This window comes from Streptosporangium sp. NPDC023963, assembly GCF_040639135.1.
Lineage (GTDB): Bacteria > Actinomycetota > Actinomycetes > Streptosporangiales > Streptosporangiaceae > Streptosporangium.
In genome coordinates this window covers 71,229-90,168 of record NZ_JBEZZK010000010.1, presented here as the reverse complement: position 1 = coordinate 90,168, position 18,940 = coordinate 71,229, and the positions used below count along the sequence as shown (strand labels likewise).

At 71.8% G+C, this 18,940-nt stretch carries 12 protein-coding genes; 7 read left to right on the top strand and 5 right to left on the bottom strand.

Features of this window, described 5'->3' with window-relative positions:
- Positions 1-18: 18 nt before the first annotated feature.
- On the bottom strand, positions 19-765 hold the full coding sequence (locus AB0F88_RS27205) for an MBL fold metallo-hydrolase (protein WP_362689827.1): 747 nt from the start codon (positions 763-765) through the stop codon (positions 19-21).
- Between the two features lie 171 nt (positions 766-936).
- Between AB0F88_RS27205 and rho the strand changes: the two genes are divergently transcribed.
- The 3 genes from rho to AB0F88_RS27190 all read left to right on the top strand — a co-directional run bounded on the left by rho (position 937) and on the right by AB0F88_RS27190 (position 5,081).
- Positions 937-2,169, top strand: coding sequence for a transcription termination factor Rho (gene rho, locus AB0F88_RS27200; protein WP_362689824.1), 1,233 nt, complete (start codon positions 937-939; stop codon positions 2,167-2,169).
- A 138-nt stretch (positions 2,170-2,307) separates the two neighbouring features.
- Positions 2,308-3,138 carry a putative RNA methyltransferase gene (locus AB0F88_RS27195; RefSeq protein ID WP_362689821.1) on the top strand — a complete coding sequence of 277 codons (831 nt, stop codon included), beginning with the start codon at positions 2,308-2,310 and terminating at the stop codon, positions 3,136-3,138.
- A 176-nt stretch (positions 3,139-3,314) separates the two neighbouring features.
- The gene (locus AB0F88_RS27190) at positions 3,315-5,081 is read left to right on the top strand and encodes a prolyl oligopeptidase family serine peptidase (RefSeq protein WP_362689818.1); all 1,767 of its coding nucleotides are present in this window, start codon (positions 3,315-3,317) and stop codon (positions 5,079-5,081) included.
- A gap of 87 nt (positions 5,082-5,168) precedes the next feature.
- Here AB0F88_RS27190 and AB0F88_RS27185 read toward each other — a convergent pair whose 3' ends face one another.
- Positions 5,169-6,707: a PP2C family protein-serine/threonine phosphatase gene (locus AB0F88_RS27185; protein WP_362689815.1), complete on the bottom strand. Its 1,539-nt coding sequence runs from the start codon at positions 6,705-6,707 to the stop codon at positions 5,169-5,171.
- A gap of 120 nt (positions 6,708-6,827) precedes the next feature.
- Between AB0F88_RS27185 and AB0F88_RS27180 the strand changes: the two genes are divergently transcribed.
- Together AB0F88_RS27180 and AB0F88_RS27175 are read left to right on the top strand one after the other, a co-directional pair.
- Positions 6,828-11,003 carry a HAMP domain-containing protein gene (locus AB0F88_RS27180; RefSeq protein ID WP_362689812.1) on the top strand — a complete coding sequence of 1,392 codons (4,176 nt, stop codon included), beginning with the start codon at positions 6,828-6,830 and terminating at the stop codon, positions 11,001-11,003.
- Between the two features lie 3 nt (positions 11,004-11,006).
- The gene (locus AB0F88_RS27175) at positions 11,007-11,639 is read left to right on the top strand and encodes a response regulator (RefSeq protein WP_362689809.1); all 633 of its coding nucleotides are present in this window, start codon (positions 11,007-11,009) and stop codon (positions 11,637-11,639) included.
- Positions 11,640-11,762: 123 nt separating this feature from the next.
- Here the strand turns inward: AB0F88_RS27175 and AB0F88_RS27170 are convergent, their stop codons facing one another.
- Entirely contained in the window at positions 11,763-12,962 is a 1,200-nt protein-coding gene (locus tag AB0F88_RS27170; protein ID WP_362689806.1) for an NYN domain-containing protein, read from the bottom strand.
- Positions 12,963-13,340: 378 nt separating this feature from the next.
- Positions 13,341-16,154 carry a zf-HC2 domain-containing protein gene (locus tag AB0F88_RS27165; RefSeq protein ID WP_362689803.1) on the bottom strand — a complete coding sequence of 938 codons (2,814 nt, stop codon included), beginning with the start codon at positions 16,152-16,154 and terminating at the stop codon, positions 13,341-13,343.
- A gap of 206 nt (positions 16,155-16,360) precedes the next feature.
- On the opposite strand from AB0F88_RS27165, the gene pyrE reads away from it, so the two are divergent.
- Positions 16,361-16,897: an orotate phosphoribosyltransferase gene (pyrE, locus tag AB0F88_RS27160; protein WP_362689800.1), complete on the top strand. Its 537-nt coding sequence runs from the start codon at positions 16,361-16,363 to the stop codon at positions 16,895-16,897.
- 200 nt (positions 16,898-17,097) lie between these two features.
- Here the strand turns inward: pyrE and AB0F88_RS27155 are convergent, their stop codons facing one another.
- Positions 17,098-17,523, bottom strand: coding sequence for a hypothetical protein (locus tag AB0F88_RS27155; protein ID WP_362689797.1), 426 nt, complete (start codon positions 17,521-17,523; stop codon positions 17,098-17,100).
- A 313-nt stretch (positions 17,524-17,836) separates the two neighbouring features.
- Here AB0F88_RS27155 and fbaA point away from each other — a divergent pair, with 313 nt between their 5' ends.
- Positions 17,837-18,859, top strand: a complete 1,023-nt coding sequence (gene fbaA / locus AB0F88_RS27150; protein ID WP_362689794.1) for a class II fructose-bisphosphate aldolase — start codon at positions 17,837-17,839, stop codon at positions 18,857-18,859.
- The last annotated feature ends 81 nt before the right edge of the window (positions 18,860-18,940 follow it).

The window sequence follows — 18,940 nt, the reverse complement described above, 5'->3', positions numbered from 1 at the left end:
CCCTGTGAGGGCCCTCGCTCAGACGATCCTGGTGAAGGGCTCGGCGAAGTGGGCGGTGCCGATGATCCCGCCCTCCGCCCTGACCCGGTCGAGCAGTTCCACGCGCGTGGCGGCGGCCAGCTCGGGGTCGGCGTCGTAGAGGTAGGGCACCCGCGGGTCCTCCAGCTGCACCGGATGCAGCACCACGTCGCCGGTCAGCACCAGATCGCCGACCTGCACGACCTGGTGGCCCGGGGTGTGCCCGGGGGTGAGCAGCACCCGGATGCCGGGCAGCACCTCCGCCCCGCCGTCCACCGCCTGCACCCGCTCGCCCAGCGGCCGGACGACGTGATCGAGGACCGCCTCGCCCGCCGCGTCGATCTCGGCGCGCTGCAGGACGTGCCGGGCGTTGGCGAAGACCGGTGCCCCCGCGACCACCGCGCCGCTCGCGTGGTCGCTGTGCAGGTGCGTGATGACCACCGCGTCCACCTCCTCGAGGGCCGTCCCCACCCGGGCCAGCTCCGCGCCCAGGACGCCGGGCACCGGCGCCCAGCTCGCCGCGGGCGAGTCGCGGGGGCCGACGCCGGTGTCGACCAGCACCGTACGGCCCGCCGCGTCGCGCAGCAGGTAGCAGTGGAAGTGCAGGATCCACTCGTCCGACTCGCCGTGGCGGCCACCGGGGAACATCTGCGGCATCGGCCGCCGGATCGCGTCGCCCATCGGTCCCACCGCGTCGCACAGCGGGAACACCTCGACCCCGGCGACCGTTATGGGTTGATGTAGCATCCGCTCTCCTGTTCGGGATGGGGCGACGGTGCTACCGTGATACCGGGCGTGACGCACCGCTGGCTAGGCCGCGTGCGATGATCCGCCCCCGTTTCTCGCTTTTTTCTCTCGGCACCGCCCCTGTCTCAGGCGTGCGGTCCCCATCTTCCGATCCCCTGTGAAAGGTCATTCATGACCGCCGAACCCGTTTTCAAAGAACCCACCGTCGAGAACATCACCGCCAAGAAGGTGCCGCGCCCCCGTGGAGGCGACGCGGGCACCACCGGGAAGACCCCCCGCAGGAACGGCGCGGCCACGGCCGGGCGGCCCCCCGGACGCGGCGCCCCCGCCGAGACCGTGACCGGGCTGCTCGACGTCCGCGACCGGATCGGATACCTCAGGACCGGCGGCTACCTGCCGTCCCCGCGCGACGTCCGCGTTCCCCCCTCCCAGATCTCCGAGTACGGCCTGCGCCCCGGCGACCACGTCGTGGCCACCGCACGCGCCCCGTACGAGAGGCTGGAGGGGGTGGAGAGCGTGAACGGCGCCGCCGCCTGGCGGCACCGGCCCGACTTCGCGGACATGACCCCGATCCACCCGCGCGACCGGCTCCGCCTGGAGACCGGGTCGCTGACCGGCAGGGTCGTCGACCTGTTCACGCCGGTCGGCAAGGGCCAGCGCGGGCTGATCGTCGCCCCGCCCAAGGCGGGCAAGACGATGGTCCTGCAGGACCTGGCCGCCGCGATCACCGCCAACCACCCGGACTGCCACCTCATGGTCGTGCTCGTCGGCGAGCGCCCCGAGGAGGTCACCGAGATGCGCGAGTCCATCCACGGCGAGGTCGCCGCGTCCACGTTCGACCGCCCCGACCGCGACCACACCGCCGTCGCCGAGCTCGCCGTCGAGCGCGCCAAGCGCCTCGCCGAGGCCGGGCACGACGTCGTCCTCCTGCTCGACTCCCTCACCCGGCTCGCCCGCGCGTACAACAACCTCGCCCCCGGCGGCGGGCGCACCCTCGCCGGAGGCATCGACGCCACGGCCCTGCTCCCCCCGCGCCGCTTCTTCGGCGCCGCCCGAAACCTGCGCGACGGCGGCTCGCTCACCATCCTCGCCACCGCGCTTGTCGAGACCGGCTCGCGGATGGACGACAGCCTCTTCGAGGAGTTCAAGGGCACCGGCAACATGGAACTGCGCCTCAGCCGCGCCCTCGCCGACAAGCGCCTCTATCCCGCCGTCGACCTCGACGCCTCCGGCACCCGCCGCGAGGAGATCCTCCTCGACCCTCAGGAGCGGCAGCTCACCTGGCGGCTGCGCCGCACGCTGGGCGGCCTGGAGCGGCAGCAGGCCCTGGAACTCCTCACCGGCAGACTCAGCGAGACCCCCTCCAACGCGGCCTTCCTCCAGCAGATCCAGCAGACCGCCTGACCCGCCGTCCCCCGAAGACCCACGAGGCCCCCGCAGACCCCTGCAGATCCCCGCAGACCCCTGCAGGCCCCTGCAGGCCCCGCGGTTCCGCGTCCGCCGGGACGATCCGGCTTCGGCGGGACGCGAGATGATGGGGAGATGCTGGACGATGTCGTCGAACACCTCGCCTGCCCGGTCTGCCGCGGCTCCCTGGAGCTCGGGGAGCGGGTCCTGCGGTGCGCCCTGGGGCACGGCTTCGACGTGGCCAGGCAGGGATACGTCAGCCTGCTGACGGGCTCCCGGATTCCGGGAACGGCCGACAGCGCCGCCATGGTGGCGGCCAGGGACGCGTTCCTCGCCGCCGGGCACTACGCCCCGCTGGCGGAGGCGGTCGCCGGCGCCTGCCGTACCGGCGCGAAGGTGGTGGCCGACGCCGGTGCCGGGACGGGCCACTATCTCGCACGGGCGCTCGACGGGCTGCCGGAGGCGGCCGGGGTGGCGCTGGACGTCTCCAAACACGCGATCAGACGGGCCGCGCGGGCCCATCCCCGGCTGGGGGCGGTGGTGGCCGACGTGTGGAGACCGCTGCCGCTGGGAGATGACACGATAGATGTGCTCCTCAATGTGTTCGCCCCCAGAAATGGGGCAGAGTTCGCACGAGTGCTCAAGGGGGACGGTGAGCTCGTAGTGGTCACACCGACCTCGCGGCACCTATCGCCACTGGTGGAGCGGCTGGGGCTCCTGTCGGTGGACGACTCGAAGGAGCGGCGTGTGGCGGAGAGCCTGAACGAGCACTTCGTCGAGACCGGCCGGAGCACTCTCGCGTTCGAGATGGCCCTGGGGCATGACGCGGTCGAGGCGGTCGTGGGAATGGGGCCCAGCGCCTGGCATACGGACACGGAAGTTATGCGAAGAAAGATCGCCGAACTCCCAGAAATGTGCCTCGTGGAGGCTTCTTTCCGCATGTCTATCTTTAAGCACCGCCTCTGAGCAAGCTGTGTGCTTGACAGCCCCCTTCGGGGCACCTGTTACTGATGTGACTTTTAGTCCGAAATTCCCCGACATTACTCAAGCAATTAGCCGGTGAAGACGACATACTGGACCGCAATCCGGCGAGCCCGCGCCTGGACGCGTGAAGCTGACGCCTTGACGGAGGGAAGCGCCATATGAAGGCGGAGGAGCGCTGGCAGGCCAGGTTCCGTGCGCCGCGCGCGACGTTGCCCGTGTGGGCGTGCCAGGCTCCCAGCCGGTCCGTCTACCGCAGCAACGCCTCGGGGGCGTGGGAGGTCTACGCCTGGGACCGCGCGGGCGGCTCCGCCCGTCAGGCGACCTCACGTCCCAAGGGCACCTCGCACGGCGCGATCGATCCCACCGGGCAGTGGATCTGGTGGTTCGACGACACCGACGGCGACGAGTGGGGCCGGTGGATGCGCCAGCCCTTCTACGGCGGTCCCGACCAGCCGGTCGACCTCGCCCCCGGTTTCCCCGCCGGGCTCGGGCTCTCGGCGACGGGCGACGCGGTCATCGGCATGGCCAGGCCGGGAGAGGGCTTCACCATCCAGCTCGTACGGCCGGGCGAGCCCGCGCGGACGATCTACGAGCACACCGAGGCGGCCGCCGTCTCCGCGGTCTCCCTGGACGGCTCGCTGATCGCGATCAGCCACAGCGAGCACGGCGACGCCCGGCACCCCGGGCTGCGCGTGCTCCGGCGCAACGGCGAGGTCGTCGGCGACCTGCACGACGGCCCCGGCAAGGGGGTCGTCGGCCTGCGCTTCGCCCCGCTGTCCGGGGACCGCCGCCTGCTCACCCTGCACGAGCGCAGGGGCCGCCGCGAGCCCCTCGTCTGGGACCCCGAGACCGGCGACCAGCGGGAGATCTGGCTGCGCGACCCGGGCGAGATCACCGCCGACTGGTACGACGACGGCCGCTCGCTGCTCGTCGTGCGCGGCAACCGGGGGCGCACCTACCTGACCCGCTACGACCTTCCCGGCGGCGGCCTCTTCCCGATCGAGACCCAGCACGGCGTGATCGACGCCGCCGCGCCCCGCCCCGACGGCTCCGTCGAGTACTCCTGGTCCAGCGGGGCCCACCCGCCGCTGATCCGGTCGACCAGCGGCCACGTGGTGATGAACCACGGCGGCCCCACCTCACCCCCGTCGGTGCCGGTCGAGGACGTGGACGTGGAGGGGCCGGGCGGCCGCATCCACGCCCTGGTCTCCCGCCCCGAGCGCGGCTCGGGCCCCTTCCCCACGGTCTTCATGCTGCACGGCGGGCCCACCGCCCAGGACGACGACTCCTTCGTGCCGCAGGTGGCCGCCTGGGTGGATCTCGGCTTCGCGGTCGTACGGGTCAACTACCGGGGCTCCACCGGATACGGCTCGGCCTGGCGGAACGCCCTGCACGGCGACGTCGGGCACATCGAGCTGGCCGACGTGGCCGCCGTCAGGGACACGATGGTCGACCGCGGCGTCTGCGACCCCGACCGGCTGGTGCTGTCCGGCGCCTCCTGGGGTGGCTACCTCACGCTGCTCGGCCTGGGCACCCAGCCCAAGATGTGGGCGGCGGGCATCGCCACGGTGCCGATCGCCGACCACGTCGCCACCTACGAGGAGGAGACGGAGGCGCTCCGCTCCTACCACCGCGCGCTGCTCGGCGGCTCGCCCGAGGAGCAGCCCGAGCGGTACGTGAACAGCTCGCCGATCACCTACGTCGACCAGGTCGAGGCCCCGCTGCTGATCCTCGCCGGGGAGAACGACCCGCGCTGCCCGATCGGGCAGATCGAGGCGTACGTGGCCCGGCTCGCCGAGCGCGACCACGAGCACCGGGTGTACCGCTACGACGCGGGCCACGGCTCCCTGGTCGTCTCCGAGCGGATCGCGCAGATGTCGGCCCAGCTGGACTTCGCCAGAAAGCACGTGAGCACCGACGTCTGACCCGCATCACCCGGTGAGGGGCGACGGTCTCGCCCGTACGGTCCCGAGGTCGTGCGGGCGATCCCGCCCGGATCACGGGCGAGATCGTCAGCGGGCTCGCAGGACCACGATCGCCATGTCGTCGGCGCTCGGCTCGGGGGCGAAGTCCTGGACCGCGCGGCGGATCCGCTCGGCGACCGCCCGCGCCGACAGCCCCGCGCACTCGGCCAGCAGTTTGGCCAGCCCCCCGTCGTCGTCGAGCAGCCGCCCGTCCCTGCGACGCTCGGTGACCCCGTCGGTCACCGCGAGAAGCACGTCACCGGGGTCGAGGTGGACGAGCTCCGCCTTGAAGGTCGCCTCGGGGAAGACGCCCAGCAGCGACTGCGAGGTCACCACGGCCTCCACGACGCCGCTGGGCCGCAGCCGCAGCGCCTCCGGGTGCCCCGCGGAGACCATCGCCACGTCCAGACCGGTCGGCACGGGCTTGATCTCCCCGTGCAGCAGCGTCAGGAAGCGGGCGCGCTCGCCCTCTTCCAGGATGGCCTGGTTGAGGCGGTCGAGGACGGCGGCCACCCCGTACCCCTCCCGCGAGAGCAGGCGCAGGGTGTGGCGGGCCAGGCCGGTGACCGCGGCGGCCTCGGGGCCGGTCCCGCAGACGTCGCCCACCGCGAACCGCCAGGAGCCGTCGCCGGCCGCGAAGAGATCGTAGAAGTCCCCGCCGACCTCGTTGGTCTCCCCCGCGGGCTCGTAGACCACCGCGGGGTCCAGGCCGGGGATCTCGCCGGGCTCGTCGGGAGGGAGCAGGCTGCGCTGCAGGGCCCGGTTGGCCGCCGCCTGGGTGGCGTACAGCAGGGCGTTGTCCAGGGCGAGCGCGGCGCGGCGGCCGATGTCCTCGGCGTACTGGAAGACGTCCTCGGCGAACCGGTCGGGCCGCCCCAGGCACATCGCGCCCAGCGTGCGCCCGCGCGCGAGGAGCGGGATGACCAGCACCTGCGAGTCGGCGAGCTGCATGGATCCGCCGGCCTGCGGGATCTGGACGCTGGCGAGCTCCTCCCGGAGCCCGTCGATGCGCCGCTCGTCGGTGTGCCAGAGGTAGGCTGGACGCTGCGGGCCGCCGCCGTTGCTCCAGGTGTAGACGGCACACCAGGTGGCCAGCCGTGGCACCACGATCTGCGAGATGATCGCGGGCACCATGTCAGGGTCGAGCGTGCCCGCCAGCAGGTCGCTGGCGTCGGCGAGAAAACCCATCCATATCGGCCCGCGGCTGGGCTCTTCGGCGGTCCACTCCGAGGACGGCCGCCCGGAGGAGCCGGGCAGCCGGATCCTGGCCCAGTGCGTGCGCTGCTGACCGGCGAAGGTGACACCCCATTCCTCCACCGGTACGGACGGGGCGCCGGGGCTCGCGTCGGGAGCCTGTCTCTGGCGCACCTCGATCTGCAGCCCGTCGCCCAGATGGCTCCAGACGATCTCAAAAGAGGCATCGGTCACCTGCGACGACAGGTCGGCCGCCAGCCGCTCTGCGACCGCCAGAACGGACGCGGCGGCCCAGGCGGTCATCACCTCGATGGTGAACCGCCTGGCGGCAGGAACGGCCGTGTGTCCTGGGGCGAAGGTCGCCGCCAGGACGGCGCGTGGAGCACTGGTCACTGTTCCGTGACTACCACACTTCCCGTTGACATGGGGTGAATCGAAGGTGGGACTACACATTGCGCACCGTGACAGACTGGGGTGACTCACGGCTGCGCCCCCGGGAGTCAAGGAGGTCATATGACCACGGTCAACACCGTGCCCGACGTCGAGGAGCGACGTTACAGCGAATCGGATCTGCGACCGATCTTGCAGACGCTCATCACCTGGCGCGACGGTGACTTCCGCCGCCGGGTGCCGCACGCCCCGCCGGGAATCCTCAGCGAGATCCGCCTGCTGCTCAACGAGGTGGCCGATCGCCGCGAGCACCTGGCCAACGAGCTGCACCGGGTTCGCCGGGAGGTGGTGAAGGAGGGCCGCTTCGGCGAGCGCCTCACCCCCGGTCCCGGCGTGGGCTCATGGGCCGAGAGCGTCGATTCGGTCAACACGCTGATCGACGCGCTGGTGGGCCCGGTCAGCGGGGCCGCGGACGTGATCGACGCGGTCGCCAAGGGTGATCTGTCCCGCCGGATCGATCTCGACCGCGGTGCCAGGGGCGAGGTGCGCCGCCTCGGCAAGGCGATCAACGGCATGGTCGACCAGCTGTCGCTGTTCACGTCCGAGGTGACGCGGGTGGCCAGGGAGGTCGGCACCGAGGGCCGCCTGGGCGGCCGGGCGAACGTGCGCGGCATGTCGGGAAGCTGGCGCGACCTCACCGAGGCCGTCAACACCATGTCCAGCCGCGTCTCCGCGCAGGTCCGCGACATCGCCGCGGTGACCACCGGGGTCGCGCGAGGCGACCTGAGCCGCAAGGTCACCGTCGACGCGGTCGGCGAGATGTTCGAGCTGAAGAACACCGTCAACACCATGGTCGACCAGCTGCTGGCGTTCGCCGAGGAGGTCACCCGGGTGGCCCGCGAGGTCGGCACCGAGGGCCAGCTCGGCGGCCAGGCGCAGGTGCGCGGCGTCTCGGGGGTCTGGAAGGACCTCACCGACAACGTCAACGTGATGGCGGGCAACCTGACCACCCAGGTCCGCGCCATCGCGGCGGTCTCCACGGCGGTGGCGCAGGGTGACCTGTCCAAGAAGATCACCGCGGACGCGCAGGGCGAGATCCTCCAGCTCAAGGACACCCTGAACACCATGGTGGACCAGCTGTCGATGTTCGCCGACGAGGTCACCCGCGTCGCCCGCGAGGTCGGCACCGAGGGCCAGCTCGGCGGCCAGGCCCGCGTACGCGGCGTCTCCGGGGTCTGGAAGGACCTCACCGACAACGTCAACTCCATGGCCAACAACCTCACCTACCAGGTCCGCAACATCGCTGAGGTCACCACCGCGGTCGCCAACGGAGACCTGACCCGCAAGATCGACGTGAACGCGCAGGGCGAGATCCTCGCGCTGAAGACCACGATCAACACCATGGTCGACCAGCTGTCGTCGTTCGCCTCCGAGGTGAGCCGCGTGGCCCGCGAGGTCGGCTCCGAGGGCCAGCTCGGCGGCCAGGCGCAGGTGCCCGGTGTCTCCGGCACCTGGAAGGACCTCACCGACAACGTCAACGTGATGGCGAACAACCTGACCACCCAGGTCCGCCAGATCGCCGCGGTGTCCACCGCCGTCGCCCAGGGCAACCTGTCCAAGAAGATCACCGCGGACGCGCAGGGCGAGATCCTCCAGCTCAAGGACACCCTGAACACCATGGTGGACCAGCTGTCGATGTTCGCCGACGAGGTCACCCGGGTGGCCCGCGAGGTCGGCACCGAGGGCCAGCTCGGCGGCCAGGCCCGCGTACGCGGCGTCTCCGGGGTCTGGAAGGACCTCACCGACAACGTCAACTCCATGGCCAACAACCTCACCTACCAGGTCCGCAACATCGCCGAGGTCACCACCGCGGTCGCGTCCGGCAACCTGACCCGCAAGATCGACGTGAACGCCCAAGGCGAGATCCTCGCGCTGAAGACCACGATCAACACCATGGTCGACCAGCTGTCGTCCTTCGGTGCGGAGGTCACCCGCGTCGCCCGCGAGGTCGGCTCCGAGGGCAAGCTCGGCGGCCAGGCCCGCGTCGAGGGCGCCGAGGGCATCTGGAAGCGCCTCACCGAGAACGTCAACGAGCTCGCCGCCCGCCTGACCACCCAGGTGCGCGCCATCGCCGAGGTCACCACCGCGGTGGCCACCGGCGACCTGACCCGCTCCATCACCGTCGACGCCGAGGGCGAGATCGGCGAGCTGAAGGACAACATCAACATGATGGTGGCGGTGCTGCGCGACACCACCACCGCCAACCAGGAGCAGGACTGGCTGAAGTCCAACCTGGCGAGGATCTCCCGCCTGATGCAGGGCCACCGCGACCTGATGGAGGTCGCCAAGCTCATCATGAGCGAGCTGACCCCGCTGGTGTCGGCCCACTACGGCGCCTTCTACCTCGCCGAACCCACCGGTGACCGCGACCTGCACCTCATCGCCGGGTACGGCGCCCGCTCCGGCAACGGCCCCAGGCAGCGGTTCGCGACCGGCGAGGGCATCGTGGGCCAGGCCGCGATGGAGGGCAGGGGGATCATCCTCGGCAACGTGCCCGCCCGCTACCTGACCGTCGACACCGGCCTGAGCACCTCCACGCCCGCGCAGATCGTCGTGCTGCCGGTCCTGTTCGAGACGCAGGTGCTCGGCGTGCTGGAGCTGGCCTCGTTCAGCGAGTTCAGCGAGATCCACCACGACTTCCTGAACCAGCTCGTCGAGACCATCGGCGTCACGATGAACACGATCATCGCCAACTCCAGGACCGAGGACCTGCTGACCGAGTCACAGCGCCTCACCACCGAGCTGCGGGAGCGTTCCGACGAGCTCCAGCGCCAGCAGGAGGAGCTGCGCCGCTCCAACGCCGAGCTGGAGGACAAGGCCGCGCTGCTGGCCAAGCAGAACCGGGCCATCGAGATCCAGAACTTCCAGATCGAGCAGGCCCGCCGCACGCTGGAGGAGCGCGCCGAGCAGCTCGCGGTCTCCTCCCGCTACAAGTCCGAGTTCCTCGCCAACATGTCCCACGAGCTGCGCACCCCGCTGAACAGCCTCCTCGTGCTGGCCAAGCTGCTCACCGAGAACGCCGACGGCAACCTCACCGCCCAGCAGGTGGAGTTCGCCAGGACCATCCACGGCGCCGGCTCGGCCCTGCTGCAGCTGATCAACGACATCCTCGACCTGTCGAAGGTCGAGGCGGGCCGGATGGACATCCACCCCCAGCAGATCTCCCTGCCCAAGCTCGTCGACTACTTCGAGGCCACCTTCGCGCCGCTGGCCCAGGACAAGGGCCTGTCGTTCACCGTCGAGGTCGATCCCTCGATCCCGCAGGAGCTCCGCACCGACGAGCAGCGCCTGCAGCAGGTGCTGCGCAACCTGCTCTCCAACGCGATCAAGTTCACCCCCAAGGGAGAGGTGCGGCTGCGCGTGATCCACGCCAGGCGCGCCGTCTCCTTCGTGGACGACACCCTGCGCGGCGCCGACGGCATCCTCGCCTTCGAGGTGGTCGACACCGGCATCGGGATCGCCTCCGACAAGCTGGAAGTCATCTTCGAGGCGTTCCGCCAGGCCGACGGGACCACCAGCCGCAAGTACGGCGGCACGGGCCTGGGCCTGTCCATCTGCCGCGAGATCGCCCGCCTGCTCGGCGGCGAGATCCACGTGATCAGCGAGGTCGGCGAGGGCAGCACCTTCACCCTCTACCTGCCCCCGTCGTACGGCGGACCGCTGGCCTCGCGCGACGGCGGGGCGAGCACCCCCAGCTCCTCCCCCCGCAACCCGGCGCTCGTCGGCGTGCTGGAGGAGCCGGACGACCTGCCGGAGCTGACGTTCAACGACGACATGCCCCTGCCGCAGTTCCCGCAGGGCGAGGGCAAGCCGTGGAAGGGCGACGACCCGCTGACCGGGGCGAAGATCCTGATCGTGGACGACGACATCCGCAACGTGTTCGCGCTGACCAGCGTGCTCGAACGCTACGGCTCCACGGTGATCTACGCGGAGAACGGCCGCGAGGGCATCGAGCAGCTCGAGCGCAACGAGGACGTGGCCCTCGTCCTGATGGACATCATGATGCCGGAGATGGACGGCTGGGCCACCACCTCCGCGATCCGCCGGATGCCCCAGTTCGCGGATCTGCCGATCATCGCGCTAACCGCTAAGGTCATGCGAGGTGACCGGGAGAAAAGCATCGCGTCCGGCGCCTCCGACTACGTGCCCAAGCCCGTGGACGTCGACCGCCTCCTGGAGAGGTTGCGCGGCTGGCTGACCCGGGGCAAGCCGGACGGCGACTCCAACGAAGGCGTGTGATCGATGCCGGACAGAGCCAAGATTCTCCTGGTCGACGACCGGGAGGAGAACCTGATCGCGCTCGAGGCCATTCTCAGCTCGCTCGATCTGATACCCGTCCGGGCGAAGTCGGGGGAGGAGGCGCTGAAGGCCCTGCTCGGCACGGAGTTCGCCCTGATCCTGCTCGACGTCCGGATGCCGGGCATGGACGGGTTCGAGACGGCGGCCCACATCAAGCGCCGCGAGCGCACCCGCAACATCCCGATCATCTTCCTGACCGTGGTCGACAGCGCGCCCGACTACGCCTTCCGCAGCTACGCGGCGGGCGCCGTCGACTACCTCACCAAGCCCTTCGACCCGTGGGTGCTCCGGGCCAAGGTCGCGGTGTTCGTGGAGCTCTACAACATGAACCGCAGGCTGGCCGAGCAGGCCACCATGCTCCGCGAGCGCCTCGGCGCGGAGCTGCCGTCCGGTGAGACGTCCGACCAGGCAGCCGTGCTGCCCGAGCTGTCCAGGCGCCTCACCGCCGTCGAGGAGGAGCTCGGCCGGGTCGCCGAGCTGGCCCGCAAGAGCGGCGACCCCGCCCTCGCCGGGCCGGTGGCCGACCTGTCCAACCGCCTCGACCACCTTCGCGCGGGCTTCGACGCCCTTACCTGACGGGCGTTCCCACGGTGCGTTCCTGAGCGCTGTACGCGTCTCGCGTCCACGTTCCTGAGCGCTGTACGCGTTCCCGTTCCTGAGCGCTGTGCGCGTCTCGCGTTTCTGAGCGTTGTGCGCGTCTCAGCGGCGGGCGCGCTCCAGGGCGTCCCAGAAGCCGCGGCGCAGGGCGTGGCGGACCTCGTCGTGCAGGAGGAAGTCGATCGGCAGGGAGGAGCCCTGGAGCAGGCGTGCCTCCAGGTCCGAGGGCATCCGGGGCTTGCGGGCGAGGACCGCCTCCAGCCACAGGGCGGGCGCGTCCTTGGCCACGGACTCGCCGAAGTCGTGGCCTTCCTTGTGGGCGGCCTGTACCGCGTCGGAGAGAGTCGTCGCGGCGCCGGTTCCGGAGCTCTGCGGGGGAACCGGGGCCGGCTGGGGACCGGTGTAGGCGCCCATCTGCGGAGACTGGTAACTCGGCATGCCGCCGGTGTTGCCCAGCGAGTACTGAGGCGCGGCCGGCAGCGGGCCGGTGTGGTTGCCGGCGGCCGCGTGCGAGGGCGCGGAGGAGGGCGAGGGCGGTGGGGACGGCGGTGCGGCGGGAGTGACCGGGGTGATCGGCGACTCCTGGGTGTAGCTCGGGTAGGTGGAGGGCAGCGCGGGCTGGGCGTGGGCCGCGCGGGAGGTCTGGACCGCGGGGATGGGACTGGTGGCCGGGGCGCCGTTGCCGCCGCCGGCGCCGCGGGAGGTGGCGGACTGGCCGTTGCCGGAGCCGTGCTGGTGGCCGTTGGCCACCAGGGCGGGCGTCTCGCCGCTGAGCAGGCTGACGTGGGGGCGCAGATGACCGGCGCCGATCTCGATCAGGTCGTCGCACTCCTGGCGCAGCGTGCGGGAGACGGCCCAGCTGCCGTCGGCGCTGATGTGGACCACGGTGACCCGGATGCCGAGGTCCTGGGCGTCGCAGACGACCTGCGCCAGGTCCTCGTCACCGCTGACCACGACCGCGTCGCAGACCGCGCCGTTGCGGGCCAGGGTCATCAGGTCGCGGTGGACCTGGGCGTCGACGCCCTCGCGGCGGCCGGGACGGATGCGCGACAGGCGGAGCTTGAGGCCGGGGATGTCGGCCAGCGTGTCGTGCTCCGGGGTGCGGCGGCCCTCCACGGTCGCCTCGTACCAGTAGCAGCGCAACAGCGGCAGGCCGGTGCGCTCTCTCGACAGCTTGTTGAGCAGCTGGAGCAGCCCCGGGTAATCCCAGGAGACGGACTCGCGGTGGCGGGTACCGTGCACCGCCATCGCGCCGTCGGCCAGCAGGTAGCCGGCGTCCACGAACAGCGCGCAACGATCCACACGACACCGCCCTTCCTACGTGGCCCGATCCTTCGGTTCAGACAAGCCTGAAAGAACCCCTAAGAGACCGGACAGACGGCCCTTCCTCAGGGTAATCAAGCAGCTGACCATCCGAGGGTGAATCCCGACGATTCCACCCGCGCTCGACCATACGCTGGATCGTTCACGCCGACCGTACCAGTTTGTCCCGTTCGTGGATCCCCCCTGCGAGGTGCCACTCGCTCGGTTTTCCGCCGCCCCGCCCCGTGTGTCCCCCCTGTGTCCCCGCGGTGCCCCCGCTGTGTCCCCCCTGTGTCCCCGCGGTGCCCCCACTGTCACCGCCGACATCGCACGGCCCCGACACCGCGCGGCCCCGGCACCCACGGTCCGCGCACGCCGTCAGAAGGCGGTCTGCACGCTCACCGCCGCCGCGCCGAACAGCAGGACGTCCTGGTGCGTGCTGAGCTCCAGCACCGGGTCGCGGCCGAGGGGCGTCCGGAAGCGGTCCACGTCCGTACCGAAGGTCGTGCCGGTGCCCCGCGCCCCGGCGGCGGACCCGTCGAAGGGGTTGCGCGGGTCCCGCTCCCCACCCGCGGGCCGCAGGGGCCGTCCGCCGATCCTCACCCGATCACCCATGACGCCCGCGTCACCCTCCCAGGTCACCAGGGCCAGCCTCGCGGGGGCGCCGGAACCGGAGGGGGTGAGCCCTCCGAGCGGCATCCGCGCCGAGCGGCGCCCCCCGTCCAGCACCGTCGCGGTGTCCACGACGACGGCCTGGCTGTACGGCCGGCGCGGGTCGGCCACGATGATCACCAGGCTCCATCCGGCATGGCGCGCCACCCCGGACCGCACGGAGGCGTCGGCCACCCAGTACGTCCCGCGGACCGTGCCCAGCAGACGCGTCACGTCGGCGAACGCCTGGTAACCGCGCCCCGCGGGCAGCTCCCGCTCCACCACCTGCGTGGCCCTGACCTGCCGGTACCGCTTCTCGCCCGGCACCTTGAGCTTGATCCGCCCGCTGGGGGGCGCGCTCGCCGACCAGTAGAGTCCCGCCCAGACCACCTTGCTCGCCGCCGGCAGGACGAGCCGGGCGGCGCTCGAACTGCTCGTCGACGGATCCCCGTCCCGGTCGAGGGGACGCATCTCCCAGCTGTTGTTGTCGCGCCTGCCGCCCCGCCGCGAGTGGGCGGCCTCGCACGCGGGCTCCGAGGGCGCGCAGCTCATCAGGGTGTTGCCGATCGCGGAGACGGCCACCCGGCCGTCGGTGGCGAACCGGGCCGGGGCGCCCGTCGCCCGTACCCCGCCGCGCGACCTGGCCGCCACCCGCGTCCCCGCGGTGGAGACCGTGACCGAGGGCACCGCCCCGTAGGGCGCGTCGCCCGACACCAGGACCCTCAGGAAGACCGCCGTGGCCCGGCCCGCCGGCAGCGGGCCGCGGACGCAGCGGGCGCCCCGGCTCCTCGCCCGGCAGGACCAGCCGTCGACCGTGCCGACCGGCGTGACGCCGCCGACGGCGTTTCCCCTGCGGGACCCGGACGGCAGCGTCACGCCCCGCGGCAGGCCGACGTCGGCGACGACCTCCTCGCTCTGCCCTCGGCCCGCGTTGCGGAGACGTACCACGACGATCCCGGCCTCGGACCTGACCAGGGCGCCGAGCGCGTCGATCTTGGCCACCAGGCGGGGGGCGAGCCAGGAACCCGTCCGGCCGTCCTGCCCCGCTCCTGCCGTCCCCGTCGGCGTCCCCGTCAATGTCTCCGCCGGTGTCTCCGCCGGGTCACCGCTCCCGGCTCCCGTTTCCCCGAGTTCGACGCCGGGTGCCGCACCGGCACTCGCCCCACCGGATCCGGACGTCGTCCCGGTCCCGGCGGGCTCGCGGCCGGGACCCGCCGTCCGCCCGGAGAGTGACGGTACGGGCGAGCCGGAGGTGTCCGGCCCGTCCGAGGACTCCCGCGGGGCGGAGGAGTCGGGCGCGGGGGCCATGACGATCGGCTCGGAGGCCGTGCTCGGCCCGGGGGCGGGCCCCTCGGCCGACACCAGCACGAGGGCCGCGGCCACCGCGACCGCGGTCGCCATCGCGCCGGTCGCGACGGCGCGCCGTACGGACCGGGGAGCCCGGTGCCATCGACCGGCCAGCCCGCCACCCGCCGTGGCGCCCATCCTGGCGAGTGCCGTCAGGTAGGCGGGGAACGCGGGACCGGCGACGAGCGGTCCGATCACCGAGCGGATGCCCTGGCCGATGCCGGTCAGCTCCGTGAGCACCGCGCGGCAGCCGGAACAACCGTCCAGATGCCTGTCGATGATCTTGCCCTGTTCCCTGGGCAGGCCGCCGCGGGTGTAGGGCCCCAGCCTGGCCAGCACGGGCCTGCACTCGGGGGCGGACGTATCGGCCAGGTGAATGCGCAGGCACGCCTGGCGCGCCCCCTCCCGCGCCCGGTGGGCGAGCGCGGCCGCGCCGTTGACCGTCAGGCCCAGCAGGAGCCCGACGTCCTCGACCCTGAGCCTCTCGACCTCGGCGTGCCACAGGACGAACTGCCACCGTTCGGGCAGGGAGAGGAACGCCCTGGCCACCGGCGAGCGTTCCAGGCCCGCCACCGACGGATCGACCAGAAACGCGCGCGGGCCGGAAGGGGACTCTCCGTCCGCCCGCTCGTCGATCTCCCCCCGCGCCCGCTCGCCGGTCTCCGCGTCCCCTGCGTCCCCTGCGCTCTCTCCGTCCTCTCCGTCCTCTCCGTCCTCTGTGTCCTCTGCGTCCGCGCTGTCGTCGGCCTCCTCCTCCGCCTTTTCGCCGGTCTCCCCCTGCGCCCGCTCGCCGGCCTCCCCGTCATCTCCGTCCGCGCTCTCGTCGGTCTCCCCCCGCGTCCTTCCATCGGCCTCCCCCTGCGCCCGCTCACCGGTCTCCCCCGCCGCGTTCCTGCCGGCTTCCGGCCCGGCGGCCGCCGGGCCGCTCCCCGTACCGGTCGTACCGGGACGGACGTCGGCGGGACGGGCGTCGGCGGTACGGCGGAGGGCGGTGAGCAGGTAGGCGCGGAACGCCTGTTCAGGGCCGTGTCCCTGGGCGATCACGTGGCGGACATCGGCGAACGTCCTCTCCACGACGCCCTCGACGTCGGCCGCGCCCGGCAGGAGCAGGCGGGCCAGGGCATGCGCCGCGGGGGCGTGCCGCTGATGGAGCACCCGGTAGGCGGCCACGTCGCCGTTCCTGGTGGCAGCCAACAGTTCAGCGTCGCCTTGAGATGTTTTCACACTCATTGTGACCTCACCATTACCTGGAGTTGCCTGCCGGATAATCCCGCAGTACGCGCCGCGAGTAAACCCGGATCGCACTTTTGCCACCTCCGGCCCGAAACTCGCGTTACGGCGGCCCGGTTTCCCGGCGGGGTCCGATCGGACGGGTTCCGGGATCGCCCTAACCTTGTGCCATGAGCGATCGCGAGAACCTGCTGGCGGAGATCAAGGGCAAGGCCGTGGTGCACGGCAAGGTCGTGCTGTCCTCGGGCATGGAGGCCGACTTCTACGTGGACATGCGCAGGGTGACCCTTGACGGGCAGGCGGCGCCGCTGGTGGGGCGGGTCATGCTGGACATGACCGAGGACCTCGACTACGAGGCGGTCGGCGGCCTGACGCTGGGCGCCGACCCGGTGGCGACCGCCATGATGCACGCGGCGGCCGCGCGCGGCGGGAGGCTCGACACGTTCGTGGTCCGCAAGGCGCAGAAGACCCACGGCATGCAGCGCCGGATCGAGGGACCGGACGTGTCGGGGCGGCGGGTGCTGGTGGTCGAGGACACCTCCACCACCGGCGGATCCCCGCTGACCGCGGTGGAGGCGCTGCGCGAGGCGGGCGCCGAGGTCGTGGCGGTCGCCACGATCGTGGACCGGGGGGCCGCCGCGGCGATCGCCGGGGCGGGACTGCCGTACCGGACCGCCTACGACCTGGCCGACCTCGGCCTGGCCTAGAACCACGCCCTCCGGCCCCCGGCCCGGCCCGGTCTACCCGGCCTGCCCGGCCTGCCCGGCCTGCCCGGCCAAGCCTGACCCGGCCAAGCCGCCCGGCCAAGCCTGACCCGGCCCGGTCTGCTCCGGCCTGCTCTGGAGCCGCGTACGGGGGCCGGAGGACTTTCCGCGCGGGGGATCCGGAGCCGGCGGGAGAGCCGGGGCTACTTGCGGGAGACCGTGAACTCCTGGCGCTCCCCCGCCTTGCCCGGGGAGCGGACGGCCCCGTTCACCTGGACGCGGACGGCGGCGGAGTCGGCCAGGACGACGTCGACCTTGGGATCGAAGGCCTGGAACTGCTCGCCGCGGGTCAGCTCCCGGTCGAGGAGCACGTCGCCCCCGGTGACCTTCAGGAAGACCGTGGGGCAGTGCTCCCGCATGCACTCGACGAGAACCGTCGGGACGCGCTCGGGGGCGGCGGAGGGGGGCGGGGAGACGGCGGCGGACGACACGCCGGCCGAGGGGGCGGGCGACGCGACCGTGTCCGTGCCGGAGCCCAGGCTGCCGAACAGCGAGAGGGCTCCGAACACGATCAGGGCGACGAGCGCCAGCACCGCCAGTCCGACGAGGACCAGGCGCGCGATACCCATGGGGTCAGACCTGTGGCGTCCCACACTGTGGAGGTTAGCGGTTCGTGAGGAGATTTCACGACCGTCCCGGCGGATCGGCCGGAAAGAACGGGGATCCGGAAGATCGTCCGCACCCGCCCAGGTCGCGCGCCCCCGGGCTCTCCGGCCGGGGAGGGGCCGGGGATAGGTTGGAGACACGGCCGGGGTACATCGGTACGGATCGAAGTGGTACTGGAGCTATCCGGCCGGGCATGAACCCGGGATACTGGCCCACGGGCTATGTCCTCATAGCCACGCGCCAGCTGTTCACAGCCGTCTCCAGGGAGATGACACGATGCCTATCGCTACTCCAGAGGTCTACGCCGAGATGCTCGACCGGGCCAAGGCAGGCGGTTTCGCCTACCCGGCCATCAACGTGACCTCGTCACAGACCCTGAACGCGGCGCTCAGGGGGTTCGCCGAGGCGGAGAGCGACGGCATCGTCCAGGTGTCGACCGGCGGTGCCGATTTCCTCTCGGGCACCACGGTCAAGAACATGGTGACCGGCTCGGTGGCGCTGGCGGAGTACGCCCGCGTCGTCGCGGCCAACTACCCCGTGACCATCGCCCTGCACACCGACCACTGTCCCAAGGACAAGCTGGACGGTTTCGTGCGCCCGCTGCTCGACATCTCCCTCGAGCGGGTGGCCAGGGGCGAGGACCCCCTCTTCCAGTCGCACATGTGGGACGGCTCCGCCGTGCCGCTGGACGAGAACCTGGAGATCGCCAGGGAGCTCATCGAGAAGACGGCCCGCGCGCGGATCGTCCTGGAGGTGGAGATCGGCGTCGTCGGCGGCGAGGAGGACGGCGTCGTCGGCGAGATCAACGAGAAGCTCTACACCACCACCGAGGACGCCCTCGCGACCGCCGAGGCCCTGGGCCTGGGTGAGCGGGGCCGCTACATGCTCGCCGCGACCTTCGGCAACGTGCACGGCGTCTACAAGCCGGGCCACGTCAAGCTCCGCCCGAGCGTGCTCAAGGAGATCCAGGACGCGGTCAGCGCCAAGTACGGCACGGAGAAGCCGTTCGACCTGGTCTTCCACGGCGGCTCCGGCTCGCTGCTCGAGGAGATCCACGAGGCCATCTCCTACGGCGTGGTGAAGATGAACATCGACACCGACACGCAGTACGCCTTCACCCGCCCGATCGTCGAGCACATGTTCAAGAACTACGACGGCGTGCTCAAGGTCGACGGCGACGTCGGCAACAAGAAGGTGTACGACCCCCGCTCCTACGGCAAGGCCGCCGAGACCTCGATGGCGGCGCGCATCGTCGAGGCGGCCCAGCACCTGAAGTCCGCGGGCACCAAGATCTCCTAAGTCCGCGAAAGCGCCACGGCGGAGATCGCGCGAGATCGGCTTCCGGAAAGACTCCGGGGGCCGATCTTGGCCTGACGCGGG